A 22,870-nucleotide genomic window follows, 5' to 3' on the forward strand; every position below is an offset into this window, starting at 1 on the left:
CTTTTGACAAACTCTTTTTCTTTTGTATCCTAATAGGAACAACGATAAAAGAAAATTTCGTTCAAACCTATATTTATTCCAAAACTAAACCCTCCTAGCTTATGTCAATTATACTTGAAGCGCAAAATGTAGTTAAGCGTTATGCTGGACATACTGCTCTCAGTGGCGTTTCGATTCAGGTACCTCAAGGTTCAATCTTTGGTCTATTGGGTCCTAATGGCGCTGGCAAAACTTCTCTTATTCGAATTATCAATCAAATTACTGGTCCAGATGAAGGTCAAATTATCTTGGATGGTGAAAGACTCCAACCCAAACATATCGAAGTAATTGGCTATCTTCCAGAAGAACGTGGTCTTTACAAAAAGATGAAAGTAGGCGAGCAACTTTTGTACCTTGCCCAACTTAAAGGTATGCCTAAAGCTGAGGCGGTTGAAAAACTCAAAGCTTGGTTTATCAAATTCGATATTAAAGGTTGGTGGGACAAAAACGTTGAGGATTTGTCGAAAGGGATGCAACAAAAAACACAGTTTATTGCCACCATTGTACACGAACCTAAACTGGTGATCCTTGACGAGCCGTTCTCAGGCTTCGACCCTATCAATGCTAATTTGCTAAAAGATGAGATTTTGGCTTTGAAAGAAAAAGGAACTACCATCATTTTTTCAACGCACCGTATGGAGTCTGTCGAGGAACTATGCGACAATATTGCTTTGATCAACAAATCTAAAGTGGTATTGAGTGGAGAAAAGAAAGAGGTAAAAAATCATTTTAGAGACAATACCTTCAACCTTGAATATTCGGGAGCGCTTGCTCCTATTGAAGGAGTTTTTGAGATTCTCAGTGCCAAAAATGTAGAAGGTATTACCAAAGCAAAAGTACGTTTGTTGGACGGTACTAATGCCAATCAATTTCTTGGTCAAGCTATTCAGCAAGTAGACTTAAAAGCTTTCAACGAAAATATTCCTTCTTTCAACGAAATATTTATCAAAGTTGTGGGCGAAGATGCCAATACCATTTTATAGTCCATCAGTTATACCTACAACAATTTTAAACCTCAACTATCATGAATAAGATTTTACTGATTATACAACGGGAATACATTACCAGAGTTAAGAAAAAATCGTTCTGGATTGCCTCGATTTTGGTTCCTTTTCTGATCGCAGCAGTGTATACTATTCCAGTATTGTTATTTGTCAATTCTGATGATTCCAGAAACGTTATCGTATTGGACGACAGTAAATTGTTCAAAGGCAAACTTAACTCGGAAGGTGATTATACCTATATCTACAGTGAAAAAACCTTAGAGGAAGCCAAAAAAGATTTGAAAAAAAGCAATGATGATATTGTTGTTCATATCGAGAAAGACATTCTGACGAACCCTAAAGGTGTTCAAATTTTGGGTAAAAAAACCGTTGGAATTGGCACACAGCACGCCATTCAAGGCAAAATCCAGAATGAGCTAAGGAATATTAAGCTCAAAAATGCGGGGATTGACCTTAAAGTTCTTGAAGATAACAAAATCAATGTCGATGCTCAAACTTATACACTCAATGAAGATGGCGGCGAAAAATCGAGTAATTCGGGTGGTGCTATGATTTTGGGAGGTATCTTTGGATTCCTTCTTTATCTCTCTGCCTTCTTGTATGGTTCGCAGGTAATGAATGGCGTTATTGAAGAAAAAAGCAACCGTATTATCGAAGTCGTAGTTTCTTCGGTAAGACCATTCCAATTAATGCTTGGCAAAATCATCGGTGTCGGTATGGTAGGTCTTACTCAGTTTTTGTTGTGGGGAGTTTTGACCTTCACGGCTTCAACGGTTACCTCTTCCATCATGTCGGGTAAAATTGAGGAGAAAGTACAAGCCAAAGTAAAAGCAGGTCTTAGCAAAGACGAAATCAAGAAGTTTGAAGCAAGCGTAAAATCCGAAAATCCATTGAATAGTATCAGCGATGCTATCGAAAATGTATCGTTAGGAAAAATGATTTTCTGCTTCATCCTCTACTACTTAGGCGGCTATTTATTGTATAGCTCGCTATTTGCGGCAATCGGTTCGGCCGTCGAAAGCCCGTCCGAAGCGCAACAATTTATGTTCCCAGTTACGATTCCTATCATTTTATCTTTTATATTAGCACAATTTATTTTACAAAAGCCTGATAGTCCTATTGCCTTCTGGGCTTCTATCATTCCACTAACTTCCCCAATCGACATGATGGTGCGTTTGCCATTCGGTGTGTCAAACTGGGAAATAGCCTTATCACTAACACTCTTAATACTTGGATTTATTGGAACCACTTGGCTCGCAGGTAAGGTGTACCGTGTAGGTATCTTGATGTATGGTAAAAAACCAAGTTGGAAAGAAATCACAAAATGGGTGTTTTACAAGGGATAATTGTAATAGCTTGAGGTCGAGAATATCCCACAGAACAACAGTGTTTGTTCAATTCAATTGCCAATTTTAGTTTGTTAATAACTGTAAATCCTACTGTCTTTGACGGTAGGATTTCTTTTTGAGCCATCATTTCGGAATAAAAAAAGCCCTTCACAAGGAAGAGCTTTGGGTAATTTCTTACAATAAATTATTGGTTGCGTATTTGGAAGGTTAGCATTATTTAACCTTACAATATCGCTATCAAATTAGTTTGTTAACAACTGTAAAACCAGTCATTAACAAAAGTTAAGCAATTTCTTTGGATTATCAAATGGTGTTCCGATATTTTAACTTTCTGAGTTTACAGAACAAGAGATAACCCATCATAAGCCAATCGAATATTAGTAGGCAATTCTTCTTCTACATCAGAGTGCATACCCATTTGGTGACTGATATGCGTAATATAACCCATCTCTGGTTTTACTTTTTCAAAAACCTCAATAGCTTCAGATAATGAAAAATGTGAAAGATGTTTTTCTCTACGAAGGGCACCCAAGACCAATACCTTCACGCCTTTGACTTTTGCCAACTCATGCGCCGAAATATAATTGACGTCGGTAATGTAGGCAAAATCGCCGATACGATAGCCAAAAACGGGAAGTTTGTAATGTAATACCTCTATAGGCAAAAAACTCACACCTTCTATTTCAAAAGGTTGATTTTCGATGGGACACAAATTAATTTGAGGAATACCGGGATAGCGGATTTCGGCAAAAGCGTAAGCAAACTCTCTTTTGATTTGTTCCAATACCTGCTCACGACCGTAGACTGGCATATCTTTTTTCTGGAAAAAATTATATGCCCGCACGTCATCGAGTCCGGCGGTATGGTCTTTGTGCTCATGCGTAAAAATCACGGCATCGAGCTTATGGATACGTTCCCTTAACATCTGCTGACGAAAATCCGGTCCAGCATCAATCACAAAACTTTTTCCATCAACCTCAATATGGATCGCAGTGCGAAGACGTTTATCACGATAGTCCAATGATTGACACACTTCACAATTGCAGGCTATGACCGGAACGCCCTGTGAGGTACCTGTACCAAGAAAGGTAATTTTCATGTAGAATAGCGTTGGGAAGTTGGCAAAACCAACCCGTATCAAACAAAAATACCAAAGGACTAGTCAAGAAAACCAATCCTTTGGGACATCTTTTTATCAGAACATTTTAGGTAAATAATGACAAAACTGAGGTTTTGTTTATTTACAAAAACTGGTATTATTTCTCTGTAAGAGCCTTCACTTGAGCTACTAGCGCGTCGAAGTTTAATGGCTTAGCCAACATATCGTTGAATCCCGCAGATTTAAAGTCATCCATCGTATAGTTACGAGCATTTCCTGTAATCGCGATAATTGGGATATTGGCTTTTTCAGCATCTGCCAACCCACGTACAGCTCTGGCGCAGTCCATTCCGTCCATAACTGGCATGTTGATGTCTAGCAATAAAATATCAAAATCTTCTTTTTCCATTGCATCTAATACCTGTTGGCCATTTTTCACAGAATGGATTTCAAAGTTTTGGAATTCCAAAATCTTCTTAGCAAGGTTTTGAATGACTGAGCTATCTTCAGCGATGAGGACTTTCTTCATATTTTTATGATAAATATTTGATTATTTTCGGGGTAAAGATATTACGACTTCAAAATTGAAATTTTACTCCTTTTGTCTATAAAAGACTTAATTTATGTAAAAATACTTATTATTATGCAACTCTCTATCAATTTTTGAGACAAATTATCTTGAATTAAATGCAATTTGCAACACCATTTAAGAGAATTTAGCTGCTTTTGAATACTTCTTTTTGTGGTAAAGATTTATCCAAATGTTGACCAATTTAATAAAGATTTAGGAACTTTCCGTTATGGTGCGTCCTTAGTTATCTTTTTTTCTTCGTATAAAATCAAACAGTTCAAATCTACTGTTCGCTCAGTTCCTTTCAATCCCAAGGTTTTCAGCTTATTAGGTACCACATCGTTGTAGTTTTGAAACCAGTCCAAATCTATCAGCGTAGTATCAGGAAGTCCTGTTTGGTTTAATACTGCCAAATTATTGACTAAGTGGGGGTTACTTTCCAAATAGCTCACTAAATCTCTGATTGTAAGTCCTTTCTGAATAATTCCCGTGCTATCGCTAGTACTTACAACAACGCTCGAATCTGCCTTTTCCAAAACGAAAACCATTTGACTTCTTGACTCAAATTTTGCCTTGAGTGGAAACAATTGCGCAAGTTGGTTCAAAGCTAACTCAGGAACGTTTTTATCCATGCTCTCTGGTATATGAACTGTCAAACAATATTGATTGTTGGGGTCAGAAGCGTATTTGTTTTCGTCAGGCACTTCTAATTTAACCCTACTTTCTTTTTGATCGTATAGTATCTGATACATCAAAGGCAAGGTACAATTGGTAAATACCCAATGCTTTTCGGATTCTTTGATAAATTCAGTAGATTTCCCTTCAGCGTATGGACTCAAACTGATCCGTAATTCGTTGACATCAGGTGTGTTTTTTATATTCGAAAAAACAGTAGAAACTTTGTTTGAAGATGCAACATTATTAGTAGTAGCCATCGAATTGGTGTTTTGAAACTCCTGTTTCATCACAATGTCTACTTTTTGATTTCGAATCAACTTTCCTACGATTTCAGCATCGATTTCGTCAGGAGCAGTAAATGCTTTTACGACCCCATTTTTATCGATTACAACCGTATGCGGAATAAAATGATGGAAAAAGAGTTCGTTGAGTTTATGCCCCCAGTCCATCCCAAAAAGGACATTATGAATATTGCGTTTGGCAATAAAAGCATCTACCTTATCACGGTTTTCGTCCGAAATAGCTATAATTTCGACAGCATTGCCATATTGTTTTTTGATTCGTTCAAAATGGCTCAAAGAAGGAATACAAGGAGCACAATAAGTAGCCCAAAACTCCAGAATAACAACTTTTCCACGAAGTTCATGAAGGTTGATTACTTTCTCATTTCCTGTCGGAGTAATGACAGATACCCCAAAGTCGGGGCAAACTTTGCCAATAGTTGGAGGATCCACTTGCGACATAAAAGTTTGTGCCAAAGCGGACGTGGAAAGAAAAAGGAAATATAAAATAAAGGCTATATAACGCATAACAAATCTACAAGTCGTAGTTAGGTTATTCAAAATTACAGTAAAGCGTAGAATATTGAAAATATTTTTGGGTATAGCCTATAAAAACAAAGTCTTTTGCCAAACAGACAAAAGACTTTGCATATCACTCTAAATAACTGATTTCTTATTTTACGTTAAAAGCTACTGCAGCTTTATCCCAAGCCAAAGTTACTTTACCTGAGTTTTCAGCAGTAATTGTAAATTTCTCTGTCATAGCACCTGCTTTTGCTGGTACTGTTACACGCAATGCATCGTCTGACTCTTTGTAGTCATACGCACCCCATTGGTTTGATTTTTTGTTGAAAATAATCACCCATTCTTTTTCACCAGGGATAGAGAACAATGCGTATTTACCTGCTTTCAATGCTTTTCCTTCAACTGTTACGTCTTTCGAAACTTCAAAAACAGTAGCTTCGTTTGCACCTGTACGCCATACTTTGCCATAAGGAGCCAAGTCACCAGCCCATACGTTACGACCTTTTACCGATGGTTGGCTATAGTCGATTTTGATTGTAGCGCCGTTTACTGTAGCTGTAGCAGTTGCTGGAGGTGATGGTCTTTTAGCTTTGTCACCTGCGCCATGTTGTGCTTTACCTACAAAAGCAATAAGAGTTAATAAGGATAAGAAAAGTAATTTTTTCATTTTGGAAAATGGTTTTGATTGAAAGTACAATATGCTATTTCATTTAAGGTATTAACGAAATTTGCGTCGAAAGTTCTTTAAAAACTTACTGAGTTTTTGATTTTTTCCCTGAACAACACCTATTTCACGCTTTTCGGAGAAAATTGTAAGATATAACCCGACTTCCCATTTCCTTCCGAGGAAATAAACAACTCACCCTGAGGCGTAAAGCATATTCCTTCGGGCTGTGTATATAAGCTTGGGTCTAAATCTACAATGGCTTTTTTGTGACCATCTTCTGCCAACACCAGCAGTTTTTTGCCTTGTGAGGCTATGATGTACATATCCCCCGTTAAAGGATGAATGGCAATCCCTGAAGGACGAAATTCCTTACCACCTTTATCGGTTTTTACTTGAGATTCGGGGATACCAATGTATTTGAACAAAGATTGATTGTTGAGATTATAGGCATAAATCATCTTTACATCGTCTTTGTCTTTGCTTCTTTGCTTGGCAGCCAATAACAAATAATTCTTTTTAGGATCATAGCTCAAACCTTCGTATTCTTTGACGTCTTTGTGCGAACAATCGAGGTCTCTTTCAAACGGTTCTTCTATTTTGAAACTATGGATTTTACCATTGCTTTTCATGACAAATATTTCGTCGCCTACAACCTCTACACCCTCATAGTCTCCCGACTTACCAAAATCGACTTTTTTGACAATTTCTTTTTTGACAAAATCATAAATGAATAGCGTTCCTTCTTCGTCGTTGACACAAGCCAATTGGTTTTTCTTGTAAAAGGACAAACCCGAAATCTCGTCGAGCGCTCTAGGTAATAGGTATTTTTGTACGGGTTTATTTAAGTTATAGGGAATACTTTCACCTTTAACCTCTTCTTTTTCAGCTTTTTTGGCTGAACAAGCTACTAAGAGACCAAGTGCACAAAAGCCCAAAACAAGTTTTTTCATGGAAGTTTCTTTATAAGTGATGAATTATTGGATTGCGGGTTTCGGATGTTGGATTTCGGCATCATCAAATACTGTATTTCAAACACTTCCGAAATCAATAATCCCAAATCCGCAATTGCTACCGTTCTTCTGACAGAGCCATTATTTACTTTGGTTTTGATTTTTATCCGAATGCCCAAGGCTTTTTTCAGGACAAACTTTATCGCGCACCAATTGCTTTAATTCTTTGATTTCGGGAAAACGTCCTTCTCTTTTTCGGTCAAAAAGAATTTCATCTTCGACCATAATAGTAAATCGCCCTGCAATTTCGGAAGGAATAAGCGCCACTTCGCCCAAATCCTCCTCAAAGGTAGTCAATAACTCTTGAGCCATCCAAGCCGAGCGCATCAACCAGTTGCATTTCGGACAATACTCTATCGACAAACGAGGTTTTGTTGGGATTGTTGTCATTTTAGTTTTTAATAGGGATCAGGCATAAGGCACAGAGGCACAAAGGGAATTGTTTTCTGTCCTTGGTTATAACTATACACTTTTCACTTACCCCTGTTGCCTTTGTGCCTTTGTACCTGTTGCAGGCATCACACATTCCACCAATACGTCATTTTCAAAACGATTGCTCGGTCTTTGATACCGAACGAATTAGGCACATAGTTGTCGGTATATACCAAGAAAATATCCGATGCTGGTTTATATCGCCATTGAATACGGGTATTGAGGTTTACATTTTTTTGCTGTTCGTTGTATTGAAAATACGTTGTCCAATACAAATTATTAGTAAACGTAATATCTACTTTTGAACGAATCAAGAAAAATTTCGCTGACTGTTTAGATATAATATCATTGGCACTATTTGCTACAGATACATTGCGAATATCGTTATAATCGGCTCCTACCGAAAAGCTCACGTACGGTTGAAAACGATACCCAACCAAGCCCGTAATACCCACACGTGTACCATCGCCATAATAACCGCCCACACGCGTAGATAGCGTATAAGTCAACAGGCGCTTAGACGTTGACACATAATCAAATCCTGCCGAATGCCACGAGTGTTCACTTTGATTGGCGACGTAATACTCAGAGGTATAAGGATTTAATGGATTAAATTTGAATTGTAACTTTACATAATCTTTAGCAGTCCAGAGGGTTAAAGCACTTCTATTTTTCATCTGAATACCATAAGCAAATATATTGGTATAGTCTGTCAACTTACTACTGGTATTCCAGTAATTGACAGATTCTACAGTCGGGCCATGAACAAATACCTTACTTGTAGGACTTTTTGGATATAGTAAGTAGGTCAAAGCTGGGTCTATTTTGAAATAACCCACACGAGGTACATATCCTACTTCGGCATTGTAGTTTTTGCCTACGTATTCATGTTGCCATTGTATCACCCAGTGTGTGCCATTATGCGAGAGGCTAGTTGCTTGCACGAAGTCATCACCCGATGCAGTATTAGTACTGTTAGTAGCTTTTGGCGTGAATGATTTTAGCACCAAAAACTTACCTGTCCACAAATTACTGGCAGAAGCTAGATTATATTCAAAACCAAGGTTACGGTTGTATTTGGTATATCCTACATTTTTATTTTCGTCAAAATTGAGCGCTTCTTTATTCAAAAACATCAAACCTATATTTGACCTTGAAAATACTTTTTGTTGAAGAACCAAGGTCGAAAAGTTTTGTGTAGGTTTTCCCAACGCACTATTAGGGTCGGTTTGCATATTCATCAAACCAATACGCAAGTTATTATTGAGTTTTCCACTTAAACGAGCCCCAAATTGAATCGGTGAACCTAAACCTATCCTTCTGGAGAAAAATGGACGAATAGATTTGAAACCAAAATTGTTAAACAAGTCAGAATTTTCTAAGAAAAACTGTCTTCTTTCAGGAAAAAACAACTCAAAACGATCTAGGTTTGTTACTTGCTGGTCGACATCTACCTGTGAGAAATCAGGGTTTACCGTCAAGTCTAAATTCAGTGCCGAAGATACTGCGATTTTGGCATCTACTCCAACGTCTTTTCTGATCGTCGCATCAGTTCCCTTGGCGTAGTCTTTGTTTACACCCGTCAAGGCATACGGAATAATCGAGAAATTGTTTTTTGGCGTTGGTGGTGGAGTATCCCATACCAATGAACCTGTATACGCCAAAGTAATACTAAAGAACTGCTTAGGAATACGAGCCCAACAAGACTTTTCATTAGATTTTAAATCCAAACGACTAAAGTTCATCCCCCAACGCGTTTCGCCAGCTTTGTAACGCAGTGTTTTGAAAGGAATCGCAGCTTCCATTACCCAATGATCGCCCATATACTTGGTTGATGAATACCATTTATTATCCCAGTTGGCATTGAGATTGGTTCCTTCCGAAATAATCCCGTCAAATTGTGCTCCAGCCGCATTTGTACCAAACACAAACCCATTTGTAAGATCATTGAAAGGCTCTAAAATCAACCAGAGGTTGTCGTTATTTCCAAAGCTAAAATCTCGCTTTAGAGATTCTACGATATAGGATTTGTTTTTGATGGATTCATGGCAAATAGCCGCCACGTACAAAAAATTCTCGTCGTAAGTAAAACGAAATTCCGTTTTGCCTTTGGCCTTGGCGGTATCAGTCGGCGTAATCATCCAAAAATCTCCACCCAACTCGGTATCTTTCCAAGCGGGGTCTTCAAGGTTACCATCAATATTGATTTTCCCTGTTGCAGGCTTGATATGATATTGAGTTGACTCGTTGATTTTTTGGGCTTGTGCCGATAAAATGTTGATGAAAAGAATAGTAAGAAGTAGTAAAGTTTTCTTCACAGTTTAGCTGTTGTTAAATGTTAAGGTAATCTAGCAAAGGTAAAATAATTACTCAGAAATCTACGATATATGTGTGATGTCTTATGAGGGAAATACTCATAGGATAAGTACTTAAAGCTCAAATGAAAAACACTTGAATAAACACTCTTTCAAATATAATTCTTCACTTATCCATCATTTAATCAGTAGTAATACATAGTAAACGCCTCAAAATTAAGCCAGCTTTTTCGAATCACCGCCACAATTTCAAGATTGTTTTTAACTTTCAATCATTTAATGACAAATGTCTCTTGGTTTTTCTATAGCAAAGCACTTACCAAAGTAGCTCGTATTCTATAGAATTTGGAACTCAAAGGCTTATTGACTAATTTGTATAAACTTGTTTTTCAGAAAAGCAGTCTTCGGTATTGCTTTAGAAAAAATTGAATACATTTTTCACCAACTAAATTTTGTCTTATCTCCCCAATAACTCAAACCACACTATGCAAAACCCTTCCGATAATCAAGGAAAATTAGTACGTTCTATTGGACTCACCTCCGCTATTGTACTCGTAATCAGTTCTGTAATTGGTACTGGAGTATTCAAAAAAATTGCCCCCATGTCGGCCGAACTACAGTCGCCAGGGCTTGTCCTTACCGCATGGTTGGTTGCGGGATTAATTAGCTTAGCAGGTACGCTCAGCAATGCCGAAGTAGCTAGTATGTTGGCAGATTCGGGAGGAGATTTTGTGTACTATCGTAAAATTTACAATCGCTTTTTTGCTTTTCTTTTCGGCTGGACCAACTTTGCTGTGATTCGTACAGCCTCCATTGCGTCCATTGCTTATGTGTTTGCACAATCTTTGAATAGCTTAGTTCCTATTCCTAACTCGTCGCCCGAAATGAGCGAAATGAGTTTTTTAGGACTACATTTTCTGGATAATTTAGGCATCAAGTTTATCGCCATTGCCCTAATCATATTTCTAACCTATTTTAATACCAAAGGCTTAAAGTTGGGCGAAAAACTCAGTAATACTCTCGTGACGCTGATGATTATCGTTATGGTTGGTATTATCATTTTGGGGCTTACTTCTAGTGTGGGTAACTGGGAATATCTCAAACTAAACAGTGCCAAATTTAATCCAGAGGAAATGCAAGGCGGTACCTTGTTCAAAGCCTTGGCGTTAGCGTGTTTGAGTGCATTTTGGGGGTATGAAGGCTGGAATAGTGTGGGCTATATTGGTGGCGAAATCAAAAATCCACAAAGAAATCTTCCCTTGGCACTGACCATTGGGATGATTATCATTATTGCAATGTATATGATGATGAATTTTGTGTACCTCTATATTTTACCAATTGACGAGTTTATCAAAATTCACGAGACCAAAAACGGCATTGGTGCTGTGGCGGTGGTTACGCATTTTCTTGGCTCATGGGGAGGCGTCTTGATTTCGTGTTTGATTTTGGTAACTACCTTCAATTGTACGAGTAGCACAATTTTGTTGGCTTCGCGTCTTTTTTATGCCATGGCACACGAAAAAATGTTCTTCAAACAAGTGGACTATATTCATCCAAAATACAATACTCCATCAAAAGCATTGACATTACAAGCAGTTTGGGCATCGTTATTGGTACTTTCGGGCACTTTCGACCAACTGACAGATATGTTGATTTTTGCCGCCTTTATTTTTTATGGCGCTACGACTTTTGGGGTATTTATTTTACGTAAAAAAATGCCCGATGCACCACGTCCATACAAAGTAATCGCCTATCCATTTGTCCCTGCGATCTTTATACTTTTTTGTATTGTTCTTTTAATAAATACCTTGATGGAGCGCCCAAGCGAAGCCATAATTGGTCTAGGACTTATGGCAACTGGTCTGCCTTTTTATTTTTACTGGAAAAAGGGGGATTAATTTGATGATTTGAAAATTTGGGAATTTGATAATTTGAAGATTTGAAAATTTTAGGATTTGAGGGTTTGGAGATTTGATGATTAGAAAATGGAATTATTGATGAGGTAGTTCAATATATTGGCATTAAAAGGTGTAGTTGCAACCCGTGCGGTTGCCGTACTCAAAAATCTTATTTTATACAGTATCAATCAAAACAGGCGGTAAAACTTAGTTTTTTACCGCCTGTTTTGATTAAAGCTATTCCAGCATTTTCGTCATGGGTGAATAAATTCACCCACTAAGTGGAATTATTGGTCGAGGGCTGGTTATGTTATTATCTTTAACGCTAACCAATTATGAGATTTTCAAAATTCTAAATCGTCTAATCCTCTAATCCTAGAACTTTCAAATCTTCAAATCCTCAAATTTTCAAATCTAGAATTATTCCACACCCAACAACTCCACTAAAGTATCGTAGCTGATGGTCGTAAAATCTGGTGCTTGTAGGTGCGTATGAGCTAGCTCCTCTGCGGTATGTGAGGTTGTGATACCGATTACTTTCATTCCTGCACTCAAACCAGCTTGAATTCCTTGCATAGCGTCTTCTGCTACTACACAATGTTCGATTGGTACACCTAATTTTTCGGCTGCTTTCAAATAAATATCTGGCGCTGGTTTGCCATGTTTTACCATCGAAGCATCCACAATTTCATCAAAATAATGACGAATGCCTGCGTTATCCAAAGTAAAATCGACATTGGCAGGAGGAGCAGAAGTACCAACAGCCAATTTCACACCTTTAGCTTTCAATGATTCCAAAAGCTCCACCAAGCCATTAGCAGGTTTGATATGTGGCAAATAAATTGAGCGATAAATGACTTCTTTTTCTTCGTTTAGGGCATGTGCCAATTCTGGTTCTACCTCACGTTTGAAGAAATAATTCATGGTATCTTGTGCGTTTTTACCATTCAAATTTTGAAAAAACTCCTCACGATTTAAAGGAATGTTTTTATCGGCACAAAACTCCAACCATGCTGTTACATGAAACTCAAGGTTATCAACTAAAACCCCGTCCATGTCAAAAATAAATGCAATTTGTGTACTCATAGAGATTGGGATAAGTTTGTCGTAGCAAAGCATTATCCATTATTGAAAAAAATAGTTTTTAAGCGTGAATAAGTGATTGCGCACAGTTAGATTCAAATTGTGTGATTTAGGAATTAGGTAAAGAGTTTTAACATGTTTTTTAACAACCATAGACAAGCTTTTTCCCAAAGCCCACAGCCGAAAACCCATACCTGAAAGCCTGAGGCTCAATAATTATTTTTTTGTGTACTAACTTATCACCTCTAAGGCTTGGTTCAAATCTTGTTGAAGCTCTTCTACACTTTCTAAACCAATATACAATCGCACCATTCGGTGTTCCTCATTACTCGAATCATAATTTTCTGGACGAATTCCTGCGGCCTTGGGCATCACTAAAGATTCATGTCCACCCCAGCTAACAGCCAACAAAAAATGTTTGAGTCCTGTCGCAAATTGCTCAATTTGCTCATAAGTTACTGGCGGAAGCACAATTGTCAACAATCCGCAAGCACCCGTCATTTGTTTCCGAGCCAATTCGTACTGAGGGAAATCGGTATCGAAAGGAAATATCACTTTTGCGATTTTCGGGTGATTTTTCAAAAATGGCAACAAAGCCATCGTGCTTTCAGTAATATGCTTCAAACGGATAGGCAAAGTTCGCAAGCCACGCAACAAAAGCCAAGCATTAAATGGAGAAAGACTTGTTCCTGAATTGGAAAGTTCTGAATCAAATATCTTTTTCAACCGAACCTTCGAGCCAGTAATTACACCCGCAACAGTATCCGAATGCCCTGATATATACTTAGTTGCCGAATGCAAACACAAGTCAATCCCGTAAGCATGAGGATTCTGAAAAAGCGGTGTACAATAACTGTTGTCTATAATAGTAGTAATGCCTCTGGCACGAGCAAAGTTCCCAACCGCCTCTAAATCCTGCAACTCAAAACTAAACGAATTAGGTGATTCGAGATAAATCAGGGTGGTGTTTTCTTGCAAAGCCTCTTCAAAATTGCGAATATCTCTACCGTCTACATAGGTATGTGTGATATTGAATTTTGGCAATACAACCTCAAACATATTTCGAGCCCAAGAATAGGGCTGGCGAACCGAAATAATATGATCCCCAGCTTTGACATTTGCCAAAATCGAACAAAAAATAGCCGAACTCCCAGAGTTAGTCACCAGCGCATCTTCAGCACCTTGCAAGGCTGCTAATTTGAGTCTGAGCATATCTACCGTAGGATTTTTGGCTTTAGTATAGATATAATCGCCAGCATATTCGTCCTCAAAAGTTGAGCGCATACTAGCAAAATCCTTAAACGCAAAATTGGAGGTTTGCATAATTGGCGGAGAAACAGCCTGATAATACAAATCACGCTCCTCGCCAAGTTGGTTAATAATTAAAGAAATGTCTTCCATAAGTTTTGTTTTTGAGGCACTTGTCACATCATGAATATCCCCGCTTTTAATGATAACTTTACTCTTTATATCATTTTTGTGCCTTTGTGCCTTTGTGCCTTTGTGCCTTTGTGCCTTTGTGCCTTTGTGCCTTTGTGCCTTTGTGCCTTTGTGCCTTGTACGCTATATTTTCAAATTATCCATTGCTTTTTTCAGAATATAATACAGCGGTAAGCCACCCAAAAATAGACCGATAGCAGTTGGTAAATTCTCCTTATTCTCAACCAAAGAGCTAATCGCAACTACCGTATATACAGCTATAAAAATGACAGGAAAAAGGACTTTCCCAAAACCAATCGTATAGGTTTCGCCTAGTATCTCTTTGCTCTTTTTTCTTAGCAAAAAAATCGTTGCTGCCGAGGTAATCATACCTACAGAATCGCAAAACATTACATAGTTTAATAATTCTTTGAAGGAATCTGCAAAAAAGAGGAATAGCACCAAAAACGAAGCAAAAACTGTCAAAGCAAATTCCTGTACTTGTGATTTATCATTTTGCTTTTTGAAAACCTGCGGCAAAACGCCATCTTCTGCCATCGCAAAGTAGACTCTTGGATTCGTCAGCATAGCAGAGTTTACAAAAGTTAGTACCGAAATAAAGAGCAATACCGACGTGAATTTGAAGCCAATTTCCCCAAAGAAAACCTTCGCCAAATCAGCCGTTAATGATTTTGACTGCGCAATACCTTCTATTCCTAAAACTTTGTAATAGGCAAAGTTGATAGCCAAATACAAAAACATGACCAAGCTACAACCAATAAAAATACCCTTAGGCGTATTGCGTACAGGATTTTCGATGTCAGTACCAAAGTTGATAGTTTGTTGATAACCTCCGTAGGTAAAAAAGATAGGAATAAAGCTCACTGCCAAGGCTTTGAGATAATCGGTAAACTGCCAAGCCTCTTGACTAATAGCAAAATTAGTATGACTTACAGGAGCAGGGTGACCAGCAAAAATAGTCAGGATTAATAATGCCATAAGTACCATTTTGATCATCGACAATAGATTTTGCGTTTGAGCAGAAAGTCTAATGCCCACAAAATTGATGATATACAAAATGACAATCGTTGAGATCGAAGTGATTTTTATTCCCATCGGATTCTGTAATGAGGCTGGCATAATGATAGGATTGATGTACTCTGCGCCCACAATAGCCACAATAGAGGTTGCTCCTGCATTGGAAATTACTAACATCCAGTTGACCATAAAGGCAAAAGCTGGGTGATAGCAATACGAAAATATTTTGTAAAAACCGCCTTTTACGGCATATCTCGACCCAATTTCGGCATAGGTAAGTCCTCCAAAAAAGCTAACGACTCCGCCCAGAATCCAAGCTAGAAAAAAGATTGAAGGGCTTTGTGCAGATTTGGCTACTTCGACTGGATTACGGAAAATTCCCATTCCAATAATGAGACTTACCACCAGCATGGTGGTATCAAACAGATTTAATTTATTCTTTGCAGACATAGTTTGAGGATGAGCGTACGACGAGTACTTGGGTTAATTTAGTTTGGTTTAGGTAAAGTATAACCAGTCTTATCTTACCGAAGAGCTCAAAAAGTTTTGGATTCTCCATACTCCTAGGTTTTGACTTGTTGTTTTACACATGAAAAAGAAATTTACTAAATTCTCTTCAAAAAGAGAATAGCCCAAAAGTTGAGTGAATGGTATATATAAATTAAGCACAGCACCGTTTTTTATAATCAACTAACACACAATAACTTACCACAAAATACAGCTTTGTAAAGTTTTAAAAAGATAGGATTTTTCTGAGTTGATACCCTACAGTACCCTCCAAAAACCCATAGATTGCTTGTATTAATGTAGGATGTTTTATATTTTCAGAAGCTCATTAGTAGCTAACCTAATTCATAAACTATATCTCGGTTGCCTCAGTGCAACGAGTGTTGAACAAGTCTTGGATATGACTCCAACGCCAAAACAACTACTGACATGGTAAGAATCTTTTATAAGGAGAAAAAACAAATCAGAAAGGAAAACGACGTGAGAATGCTCTCGCAAATTCCGAATGTGATTTGGGTGGACTTGCAATCGCCAAGTCCCGAAGAGGAAGAATGGATAGAAAGCAAATGCCAAGTTAGTTTTCAGACACCGCAAGAAATTGTGGAGATTGAAAGTAGTGCTCGTTTTTTTGAACAGGGCGATATGATGGTAGCCAACTCCAATTTTTCTAAAATAGACCAGCATGGCTATCATAGTTATCCTGTTTCGTTTTTGATAAAAAATACTACTTTATTTACCTATCGTCAGGGCGATTCAAAAACTTTTGCTGATACTGTAAAAAAGATGCGTGTATATGTAGAACCTTTTGAGACTGGTATTGATATTTTCTTGTTATTGCTCGAAACACGCATCGAAGCCGATGCCGATTTGCTGGAAAATATGTCACGCGAAATTACTAACATCAGTAAATCACTTTCCAACGAAAAAAAGCCAAAACAAGAAATACTCCTCAAAATCAACACTTTACAAGAAAACTCTATGATGCTTCGTGAAAGTATTATCGACAAACAGCGTGTATTATCGAGTATTCAACGAAGTAGATTATTTCCAGAAAGTTACCGTGAAAGATTAAGGATTGTGTTGAAAGATATTAGTTCCTTGACGGAATATACCACTTTCAATTTTGAGCGACTGGAGTATCTTCAAGATACATTTACAGGTTTGATCAACCTCGAACAAAACCAGATTATTAAAATCTTTACGGTTGTGACCATCGTTTTCCTCCCTCCTACGCTCATCGCTGGAATTTTTGGGATGAATTATCAAGTCATGCCAACCATTTTGCATCCCTATGGTTTTTATTTGGCATTGATTTTAATGATGCTTTCATCTACCGCAGTACTGTGGTTTTTTAAACGCAAACACTGGATTTAGGGAATCAAGAAACAACCATTTCGGATATCGGATGTGGGCAGCCATTATATAAAACCGAAACTATCGACAAACTGACTTAATAATTACCAATGGGACTACTTGACAAATTTTTCGGGAGGACCGAACATGATGTACAGCATAAGAAAGTCAAACAAACAATTTTTGACGAAGAAATAGAGTTTGACTATTCAGACTTTGAAAATCTAAAAACCAACAAAAATTATGATAGATTTTTCGCTGGAAATCTTAAATTAACAAGTGGGCAAATCATTTCCGCTGACCCAATGTTTCGAGAATTAGGACTTCCTCAATCTTGGACAGTAAAGCCAGACGAATATCCCGTTTACCTTTACATTGGAATTGATGATGGTTATGAGGGTTATAGCGGACGGGTTGCTTATGCAGAACTAAACTTCAAAGACGAAATTCCAGTTTCTTGGGAACTGTCACTAATCTCGGAAACTTTATTAGCAGACGATTTTGAGAAAAAAATGAATGGAATGTTTCCAGTTGAAAACGGACTTGGCTGTTTTGCAGACTACGAAACTTGGAAGTTATACAATCAAGAAATTGCTGATTTTGACTCAAAAAACAAGGAAGGTAATTTTTACAAGGATGTCTTGGAAAGTCATTTTAAAGAAAATGTAAATATACCAGCGAGTTCAAGAGGAGAAGACTGGATAAATTACACACCGTCAAATGCAAATGCCAACATAATAATGTTTGGTTCTGGTTGGGGAGACGGTTTATATTCTCGGTACGTTGGACTTGACAAAAACGGACAACCAATAAAACTAATTATTGACTTTATTCAACTAACTGACGAAGAGGACGAAGAAGAATAACGGCTACCAACATGGGGTTGTGGCAAGTGGGGCGAACGAAATAAACCTCAACCTTTGGAACTTATCCGCACCTTAGTGTCGGCTATCGGAAACCCATTTCCAAATCGTAAGCAACTTAAAAACAACTATTTACACCACAATACATTCAAGCAAAGGTATTTCAAATTCCACACCTGACCAAAAGTCCTATTCGTTGGATTTCGGAAGTGTAAGCTTCTATTTTTATGACAAATAAAGGCATTTTAGTTTATTTCCATAATCAGCAATCCCAAATCTACAATTGTATAAAAATGCGCTAAATTATTGATTTGGGGCTTTTTTAAATAAAGCCCTGAAGGTTTTCTATCATTAGACAATCTAATTCGATTCTAATTATTTATTAATTGGACTTTAAGTCTGGCGTATTTCCTTTGTATCATCAAATGTAAAGAAGTATAACGCTAAGTAGTGTCTAGTATTTTTAGAACAAGTTTGCGATAAACTTGATAACAATACATATTTCGAAGCTTATTTCGGTGTAAAAAGCTTTATCCATCACAAAAAATGGTGTCCAATTCAAAAGACAGCATTCAAAACCAATCACTCCTACTTATTAAAAAACTTTTCCACTATTTTATCGTATATATTTTAACTCAAGCAACTACTTGGGTTTAATCAATCATGTTAAATCTTTCGCTTATTTCTACTCAAGCGTACAATTTTGGATATTATGTTAGAATCAAACTGGATTATAATAGTATTTCTTTTAGGCTGGATTTGTGCTGGTGTAGGTATCGCCAAAACAGCTCAGACCATTTGGCGAGGACGTGTAAAGGCAGCTTATGGCAACTTTGATACGATTCACTCAGAGGCGAGTTTCAATGATATTTTATTGGTAAGTATCCACAACAATATTGTGCCCTTACTTGCAGCTATTTTCTTGGAAATGGGGGTGGAATATTACAATAAAGAGTTGGGGCATTATCAAATCTATGCAGGCAGAATAGCTCATATTTTTTTAATTTTTAGTATTGCCAAAGCCTGTGCCAATTTTTTCACGAGCTTGGCGAATCAAAAAATGCCTCAAGTAAATGGGTCTGTGCCAACGTCCTCTATCATTACTAATATCATTCGAGTAGCCATTTATATTGGTGCATTAGTAATGATTTTGCAAAGCGTTGGCGTATCAGTCGCACCAGCACTTACCGCACTGGGAGTCAGCGGCTTGGCTGTAGCCTTGGCGCTACAAGACACCTTGTCAAACCTTTTTGCAGGTTTGCAGTTATTAGTGTCAAAGAAGATTCGTCCGCAAGATTATGTACAGCTTTCGACAGGCGAAGAAGGCTTTATTGAAGATATTACTTGGCGAAATACTACAATTAGAACAATGGCAAACCATATTGTGATTGTTCCCAATTCGAAAATCTCGACCAATGCGCTCAAAAATTATAATTTTCCTGATACCGAAACCCCTGCAACTGTTAGTATTGGCATTTCGTATGATTGCGATTTGGAGTATGTAGAAAAGGTTGCCATCGAAGTAGCCACTAGTACAATGCTTAGATTAGAAGGAGCCGTAGAGAATTTTACACCAGTTGTAAGATTCAATTCTTTTGAAGAATCTTCCATTAAAATGACGGTTATTATGAGAGCCAAAACTTTTAGTGATCAGTTTCTCATCAAACATGAATTTATGAAAGATATTCATAAAAAATTTAGAGAAGAATCCATCGAAATTCCATTTCCTACCAGAACAATGATTATGAAATCGCCACAAGAAATGGCCGTTCATGAGGAATAGAAGAAGCTTTTCAATGGTGGATTTTGGATGGCTGATTTAGGAAATATGGGAAATACAATTACCCAAACTCTACATTCAAAATTCATTACTAGAACGATTTATTACCTTCCACTAAATATAGAGTGCTCCCCGCTTTGGGGAGCATTTCTTGTTTATGATAGTACTGTACGAAAGATTGTAAGCAATTTCGGATTTGGGATTTTTGATTTCGGAAATAGAGTAAAATACCTCTATTTTTTACAAAACATAAAAGATTACACTTCCGAAATCAGAAATCCTAAATCCACAATAGTTCATATTCTACTCTACATACGCGAGCATAGGCTCAAAACTCCTTTCTCGAAGCACCACATCAGCCACTAATTCTAAAGCAGGATGACTGGCACAAAACGAAAATCCTAAACCTGCTTTTTGTACCATACACATATCGTTCTCGCCATCTCCAATCACCATTATTTCATCGAGCGTCAATCCCAAAGCTGCTGACACATAAGAAATCACATGGCTTTTGCAATAATCGTGTTTACACTTGGCTTCGTGGTGTCTAAAAAAAGCCGAAGGAATTTTAACTTCACCAGTCGTATTCCCTCTCCAAAACTCTAGATCATTGGCCATCGTAAAATCCAATTGAAATCGGTGCATCAGATGATTCGTCACCAAGCTATAGCTATCGCTTACAATCCCAATCACACAACCTTTTTGCTTCAATGCCTGCACTGTTTGCTCAAAATCTGGCGTTATTGGAATCATATCTAACACCTCGATAATTTCAGCAATCGTATGTCCTTTCATCAATTTGGCAATCTCCTTGGTTCTAATGACAGGGTTGACATATTCAAGAGCAATTTTTCGGAGAGCTTTTTCAAAACCAAAATGGCGTGCCGCAGTTTGAATAAAACTATCCGATAAAATCGTTCTATCCATATCAAATACCACCACCCTATGCTTGAGTGCTGGATTCAGCTCTGCTCGAAGCCCACCAATTACCGACTGATGTGGAACGGCGTGATAAGTCGTATCTGCTTCGGCACGGTTCATAATAGCACGCGTGACTTCTTTGGCCATATTTCCTAAGGATTGCAATGGCTTCATTTTATTTTCGACATAGCCAATATTTACCTCGGCAATTCTGGCATTAGCTTGGTACATATCTATGAGCAAGCCAATATCTACGCCATAATCGTTTTCAAAAACAATATTTTCCAAAAAGCTTCTTTTCCCTGAAACTATTCCACTCAGTGGTTGCGAAAATTGATTCAATTCAGGGAAGTAGATATCCAATAAGGGCTTTGCCAGCAACTCGGTTACACGGCCAGCCTGCCTATCAAAGCATGATTTCACAAAATCAATATTTCCTTCCATCAGAGGATTCGCCATCAAATCAACGATATCTTCAGGATAGGTAGGAATATCGGCATCGAGAAAAACCAAATAATCACCTGTTGCCAACCTGACTCCCTCTTGCATAGATATTCCTTTTCCCTTTTCTGCACTTCCAATCACGCACGCACCAGATAACAATGCTACAGAAACTGTATTATCAGTTGAATCATCATCAATTACCAATACTTCTTTTGTTAATTTAGAGTTAAAGGCTTTTCTTATTACCTCCGAAATAGTTGCCTCCTCATTCCACGCAGGAATGATCACACTTATATTTTTCATAAATCATTCATTTTAAGTGACATAAAACTGTTTCCTCAAAATGTCGATTTTACATTACATTCAGCTTACATAGGTATTAGAATCCCCTTAAAGCTACAGTGCTATACAATTCTAATAAATTTCTAATCTTTTACTAATGATTTGCTGACACTTGGCTTGTAAGTTTGTAATGAAAAAAAACTATTGTCTAAACTTCTAAATTTAGAGTAGTTTTAAAAACGATTACACTTTTACAAATAAACACAATTGCCTATGATTGAAGCGTTTACTATTCTTTACTTAAAATATATTAAAATTTAAGCTTATGAATATTAAACGAACAGTATTTGCTTGTGTCCTATTTATAGGAATATCTATCAGTAATCTAAGTTTTAGTCAAAAAGTTACCGAAAGTATGTATGAGGGAAAGCCCGTACTTACTTCGAGTACAAAAGGTGATAAAAAAAGCCTTTTAAAAGCATGGTGCGAGTATTTAGAAAATAGTTATCATGCAAAAACTAAGCGCAGAAGCAATAAAGTTATCGCCGACGACGTTGTTTTTAGTGATATTACTACTGCTACTGTAAATAGTATATTATATGTTGAAGAAAGTAGAGTGGAGAAAGGAATATTTAATGTATATTTGTACACAAACTCAGTAAGTGAAAAAGCCTCGAGTCAAACCTATACTCCAGAGGAAGTTTTGAAGCTTTCAAGCAATTTAGAAAACTTCTTATCACGCTACCAGTACAATTACCTTTCTGGTCTTTTGCAAGAAGACAGTAAGTCTTTAGATAAAAGTCAGAAAAGTCTCAACAAACTCCTAATCGCAAACACAAAACTTGAAAAACGCATTGAGCGTTCACTGCGAAGCATTGCCAAATCGCAAGAACAAGTAGATGCTGACAAGAAATCAATAGAAGAAAACAAAGCTAAAGTGGCTGATTTGCAGCAACAAATCAACCAACAACGCTCAAAGATATTGAACCTCGAGCAAACTCGAGATCAGAAGAACTAATTTAGTTAAGGTGAAAAAAGTGGAACACCACTCTCTTGTTTTTAATTAAGCAAGAGTTATAATCCCAGGTAAATATATGGTTACCTGGGATTTTTGTTTACTCAAATATAGGGATTTTCTACTAAGTAAAAACATTTGATAAGTAGTTTTTTTGTAAAACATCCCGAAAAAGACCCCTCTCGTCGCACCTATCGATTTTTACCACAAAAAAATAAAAATCATTCTCATTCAACTCATTTGTAGTGTACCTTTGCGTGATTTATTCTTCCTATAACGCAAGTTTAGCGAAACCAA

18 protein-coding genes are annotated in these 22,870 nt (G+C 37.4%); 7 read left to right on the forward strand and 11 right to left on the reverse strand.

The annotated features are described in order from the left end of the window. Positions 1 to 101: 101 nt before the first annotated feature. Positions 102 to 1,022: an ABC transporter ATP-binding protein gene (locus tag QM524_RS08500; protein WP_283344229.1), complete on the forward strand. Its 921-nt coding sequence runs from the start codon at positions 102 to 104 to the stop codon at positions 1,020 to 1,022. 41 nt (positions 1,023 to 1,063) lie between these two features. Beyond that, positions 1,064 to 2,389, forward strand: a complete 1,326-nt coding sequence (locus QM524_RS08505; RefSeq protein WP_166580095.1) for an ABC transporter permease — start codon at positions 1,064 to 1,066, stop codon at positions 2,387 to 2,389. Positions 2,390 to 2,729: 340 nt separating this feature from the next. On the opposite strand, the gene QM524_RS08510 is transcribed toward QM524_RS08505, so the two are convergent. The 7 genes from QM524_RS08510 to QM524_RS08540 form a co-directional block, all read right to left on the reverse strand. Further along, positions 2,730 to 3,491: an MBL fold metallo-hydrolase gene (locus QM524_RS08510; protein ID WP_283344318.1), complete on the reverse strand. Its 762-nt coding sequence runs from the start codon at positions 3,489 to 3,491 to the stop codon at positions 2,730 to 2,732. 157 nt (positions 3,492 to 3,648) lie between these two features. After that, positions 3,649 to 4,020 (reverse strand): response regulator, encoded by a 372-nt coding sequence (locus QM524_RS08515; protein WP_095167395.1) that lies wholly within the window; start codon positions 4,018 to 4,020, stop codon positions 3,649 to 3,651. Positions 4,021 to 4,289: 269 nt separating this feature from the next. Then, complete coding sequence (locus QM524_RS08520; RefSeq protein WP_283344230.1) at positions 4,290 to 5,483, reverse strand: TlpA family protein disulfide reductase; 1,194 nt, start codon at positions 5,481 to 5,483, stop codon at positions 4,290 to 4,292. Between the two features lie 211 nt (positions 5,484 to 5,694). Further along, positions 5,695 to 6,213, reverse strand: coding sequence for a DUF2911 domain-containing protein (locus tag QM524_RS08525; protein WP_095167391.1), 519 nt, complete (start codon positions 6,211 to 6,213; stop codon positions 5,695 to 5,697). Between the two features lie 119 nt (positions 6,214 to 6,332). Next, the gene (locus QM524_RS08530; RefSeq protein ID WP_283344231.1) at positions 6,333 to 7,163 is read right to left on the reverse strand and encodes an SdiA-regulated domain-containing protein; all 831 of its coding nucleotides are present in this window, start codon (positions 7,161 to 7,163) and stop codon (positions 6,333 to 6,335) included. Positions 7,164 to 7,304: 141 nt separating this feature from the next. After that, a complete protein-coding gene (locus QM524_RS08535; protein WP_283344232.1) occupies positions 7,305 to 7,613 on the reverse strand; it encodes a SelT/SelW/SelH family protein in 309 nt (102 codons plus the stop codon). A 128-nt stretch (positions 7,614 to 7,741) separates the two neighbouring features. After that, complete coding sequence (locus QM524_RS08540) at positions 7,742 to 9,973, reverse strand: DUF5916 domain-containing protein (protein ID WP_283344233.1); 2,232 nt, start codon at positions 9,971 to 9,973, stop codon at positions 7,742 to 7,744. Positions 9,974 to 10,455: 482 nt separating this feature from the next. Between QM524_RS08540 and QM524_RS08545 the strand changes: the two genes are divergently transcribed. Further along, positions 10,456 to 11,868 (forward strand): APC family permease, encoded by a 1,413-nt coding sequence (locus QM524_RS08545; protein WP_166580089.1) that lies wholly within the window; start codon positions 10,456 to 10,458, stop codon positions 11,866 to 11,868. Between the two features lie 420 nt (positions 11,869 to 12,288). On the opposite strand, the gene QM524_RS08550 is transcribed toward QM524_RS08545, so the two are convergent. The 3 genes from QM524_RS08550 to QM524_RS08560 all read right to left on the reverse strand — a co-directional run bounded on the left by QM524_RS08550 (position 12,289) and on the right by QM524_RS08560 (position 15,858). Then, positions 12,289 to 12,954 (reverse strand): HAD family hydrolase, encoded by a 666-nt coding sequence (locus QM524_RS08550; protein WP_095167379.1) that lies wholly within the window; start codon positions 12,952 to 12,954, stop codon positions 12,289 to 12,291. 228 nt (positions 12,955 to 13,182) lie between these two features. Further along, positions 13,183 to 14,352, reverse strand: a complete 1,170-nt coding sequence (locus QM524_RS08555) for a trans-sulfuration enzyme family protein (RefSeq protein WP_283344234.1) — start codon at positions 14,350 to 14,352, stop codon at positions 13,183 to 13,185. A 162-nt stretch (positions 14,353 to 14,514) separates the two neighbouring features. Next, positions 14,515 to 15,858 carry an APC family permease gene (locus tag QM524_RS08560; protein WP_283344235.1) on the reverse strand — a complete coding sequence of 448 codons (1,344 nt, stop codon included), beginning with the start codon at positions 15,856 to 15,858 and terminating at the stop codon, positions 14,515 to 14,517. Between the two features lie 486 nt (positions 15,859 to 16,344). On the opposite strand from QM524_RS08560, the gene corA reads away from it, so the two are divergent. The 3 genes from corA (at position 16,345) to QM524_RS08575 (ending at position 19,914) form a co-directional block, all read left to right on the forward strand. After that, complete coding sequence (gene corA, locus QM524_RS08565; protein ID WP_166553680.1) at positions 16,345 to 17,289, forward strand: magnesium/cobalt transporter CorA; 945 nt, start codon at positions 16,345 to 16,347, stop codon at positions 17,287 to 17,289. A gap of 89 nt (positions 17,290 to 17,378) precedes the next feature. After that, complete coding sequence (locus QM524_RS08570) at positions 17,379 to 18,134, forward strand: DUF4241 domain-containing protein (RefSeq protein ID WP_283344236.1); 756 nt, start codon at positions 17,379 to 17,381, stop codon at positions 18,132 to 18,134. Positions 18,135 to 18,843: 709 nt separating this feature from the next. Beyond that, positions 18,844 to 19,914, forward strand: coding sequence for a mechanosensitive ion channel family protein (locus tag QM524_RS08575; protein WP_283344237.1), 1,071 nt, complete (start codon positions 18,844 to 18,846; stop codon positions 19,912 to 19,914). 300 nt (positions 19,915 to 20,214) lie between these two features. On the opposite strand, the gene QM524_RS08580 is transcribed toward QM524_RS08575, so the two are convergent. Next, positions 20,215 to 21,579 (reverse strand): HAD-IB family phosphatase, encoded by a 1,365-nt coding sequence (locus tag QM524_RS08580; RefSeq protein WP_283344238.1) that lies wholly within the window; start codon positions 21,577 to 21,579, stop codon positions 20,215 to 20,217. Between the two features lie 304 nt (positions 21,580 to 21,883). Between QM524_RS08580 and QM524_RS08585 the strand changes: the two genes are divergently transcribed. Next, on the forward strand, positions 21,884 to 22,576 hold the full coding sequence (locus QM524_RS08585; protein WP_283344239.1) for a hypothetical protein: 693 nt from the start codon (positions 21,884 to 21,886) through the stop codon (positions 22,574 to 22,576). The last annotated feature ends 294 nt before the right edge of the window (positions 22,577 to 22,870 follow it).

The sequence above is a fragment of the Flectobacillus roseus genome (genome assembly GCF_030056595.1).
Lineage (GTDB): Bacteria > Bacteroidota > Bacteroidia > Cytophagales > Spirosomataceae > Flectobacillus > Flectobacillus roseus.

What these genes read in the sequence shown, in the direction of transcription:
- QM524_RS08510 (WP_283344318.1), bottom strand. Translation starts at nt 3,491, where the DNA reads ATGAAAATTACCTTTCTTGGTACAGGTACCTCACAGGGCGTTCCGGTC.
- QM524_RS08515 (WP_095167395.1), bottom strand. Translation starts at nt 4,020, where the DNA reads ATGAAGAAAGTCCTCATCGCTGAAGATAGCTCAGTCATTCAAAACCTT.
- QM524_RS08525 (WP_095167391.1), bottom strand. Translation starts at nt 6,213, where the DNA reads ATGAAAAAATTACTTTTCTTATCCTTATTAACTCTTATTGCTTTTGTA.
- QM524_RS08560 (WP_283344235.1), bottom strand. Translation starts at nt 15,858, where the DNA reads ATGTCTGCAAAGAATAAATTAAATCTGTTTGATACCACCATGCTGGTG.
- QM524_RS08575 (WP_283344237.1), top strand. Translation starts at nt 18,844, where the DNA reads ATGTTAGAATCAAACTGGATTATAATAGTATTTCTTTTAGGCTGGATT.
- QM524_RS08520 (WP_283344230.1), bottom strand. Translation starts at nt 5,483, where the DNA reads ATGTCGCAAGTGGATCCTCCAACTATTGGCAAAGTTTGCCCCGACTTT.
- QM524_RS08555 (WP_283344234.1), bottom strand. Translation starts at nt 14,352, where the DNA reads ATGGAAGACATTTCTTTAATTATTAACCAACTTGGCGAGGAGCGTGAT.
- QM524_RS08580 (WP_283344238.1), bottom strand. Translation starts at nt 21,579, where the DNA reads ATGAAAAATATAAGTGTGATCATTCCTGCGTGGAATGAGGAGGCAACT.
- QM524_RS08545 (WP_166580089.1), top strand. Translation starts at nt 10,456, where the DNA reads ATGCAAAACCCTTCCGATAATCAAGGAAAATTAGTACGTTCTATTGGA.
- QM524_RS08530 (WP_283344231.1), bottom strand. Translation starts at nt 7,163, where the DNA reads ATGAAAAAACTTGTTTTGGGCTTTTGTGCACTTGGTCTCTTAGTAGCT.
- QM524_RS08550 (WP_095167379.1), bottom strand. Translation starts at nt 12,954, where the DNA reads ATGAGTACACAAATTGCATTTATTTTTGACATGGACGGGGTTTTAGTT.
- QM524_RS08585 (WP_283344239.1), top strand. Translation starts at nt 21,884, where the DNA reads ATGAATATTAAACGAACAGTATTTGCTTGTGTCCTATTTATAGGAATA.
- QM524_RS08500 (WP_283344229.1), top strand. Translation starts at nt 102, where the DNA reads ATGTCAATTATACTTGAAGCGCAAAATGTAGTTAAGCGTTATGCTGGA.
- QM524_RS08570 (WP_283344236.1), top strand. Translation starts at nt 17,379, where the DNA reads ATGGGACTACTTGACAAATTTTTCGGGAGGACCGAACATGATGTACAG.
- QM524_RS08535 (WP_283344232.1), bottom strand. Translation starts at nt 7,613, where the DNA reads ATGACAACAATCCCAACAAAACCTCGTTTGTCGATAGAGTATTGTCCG.
- corA (WP_166553680.1), top strand. Translation starts at nt 16,345, where the DNA reads ATGGTAAGAATCTTTTATAAGGAGAAAAAACAAATCAGAAAGGAAAAC.
- QM524_RS08505 (WP_166580095.1), top strand. Translation starts at nt 1,064, where the DNA reads ATGAATAAGATTTTACTGATTATACAACGGGAATACATTACCAGAGTT.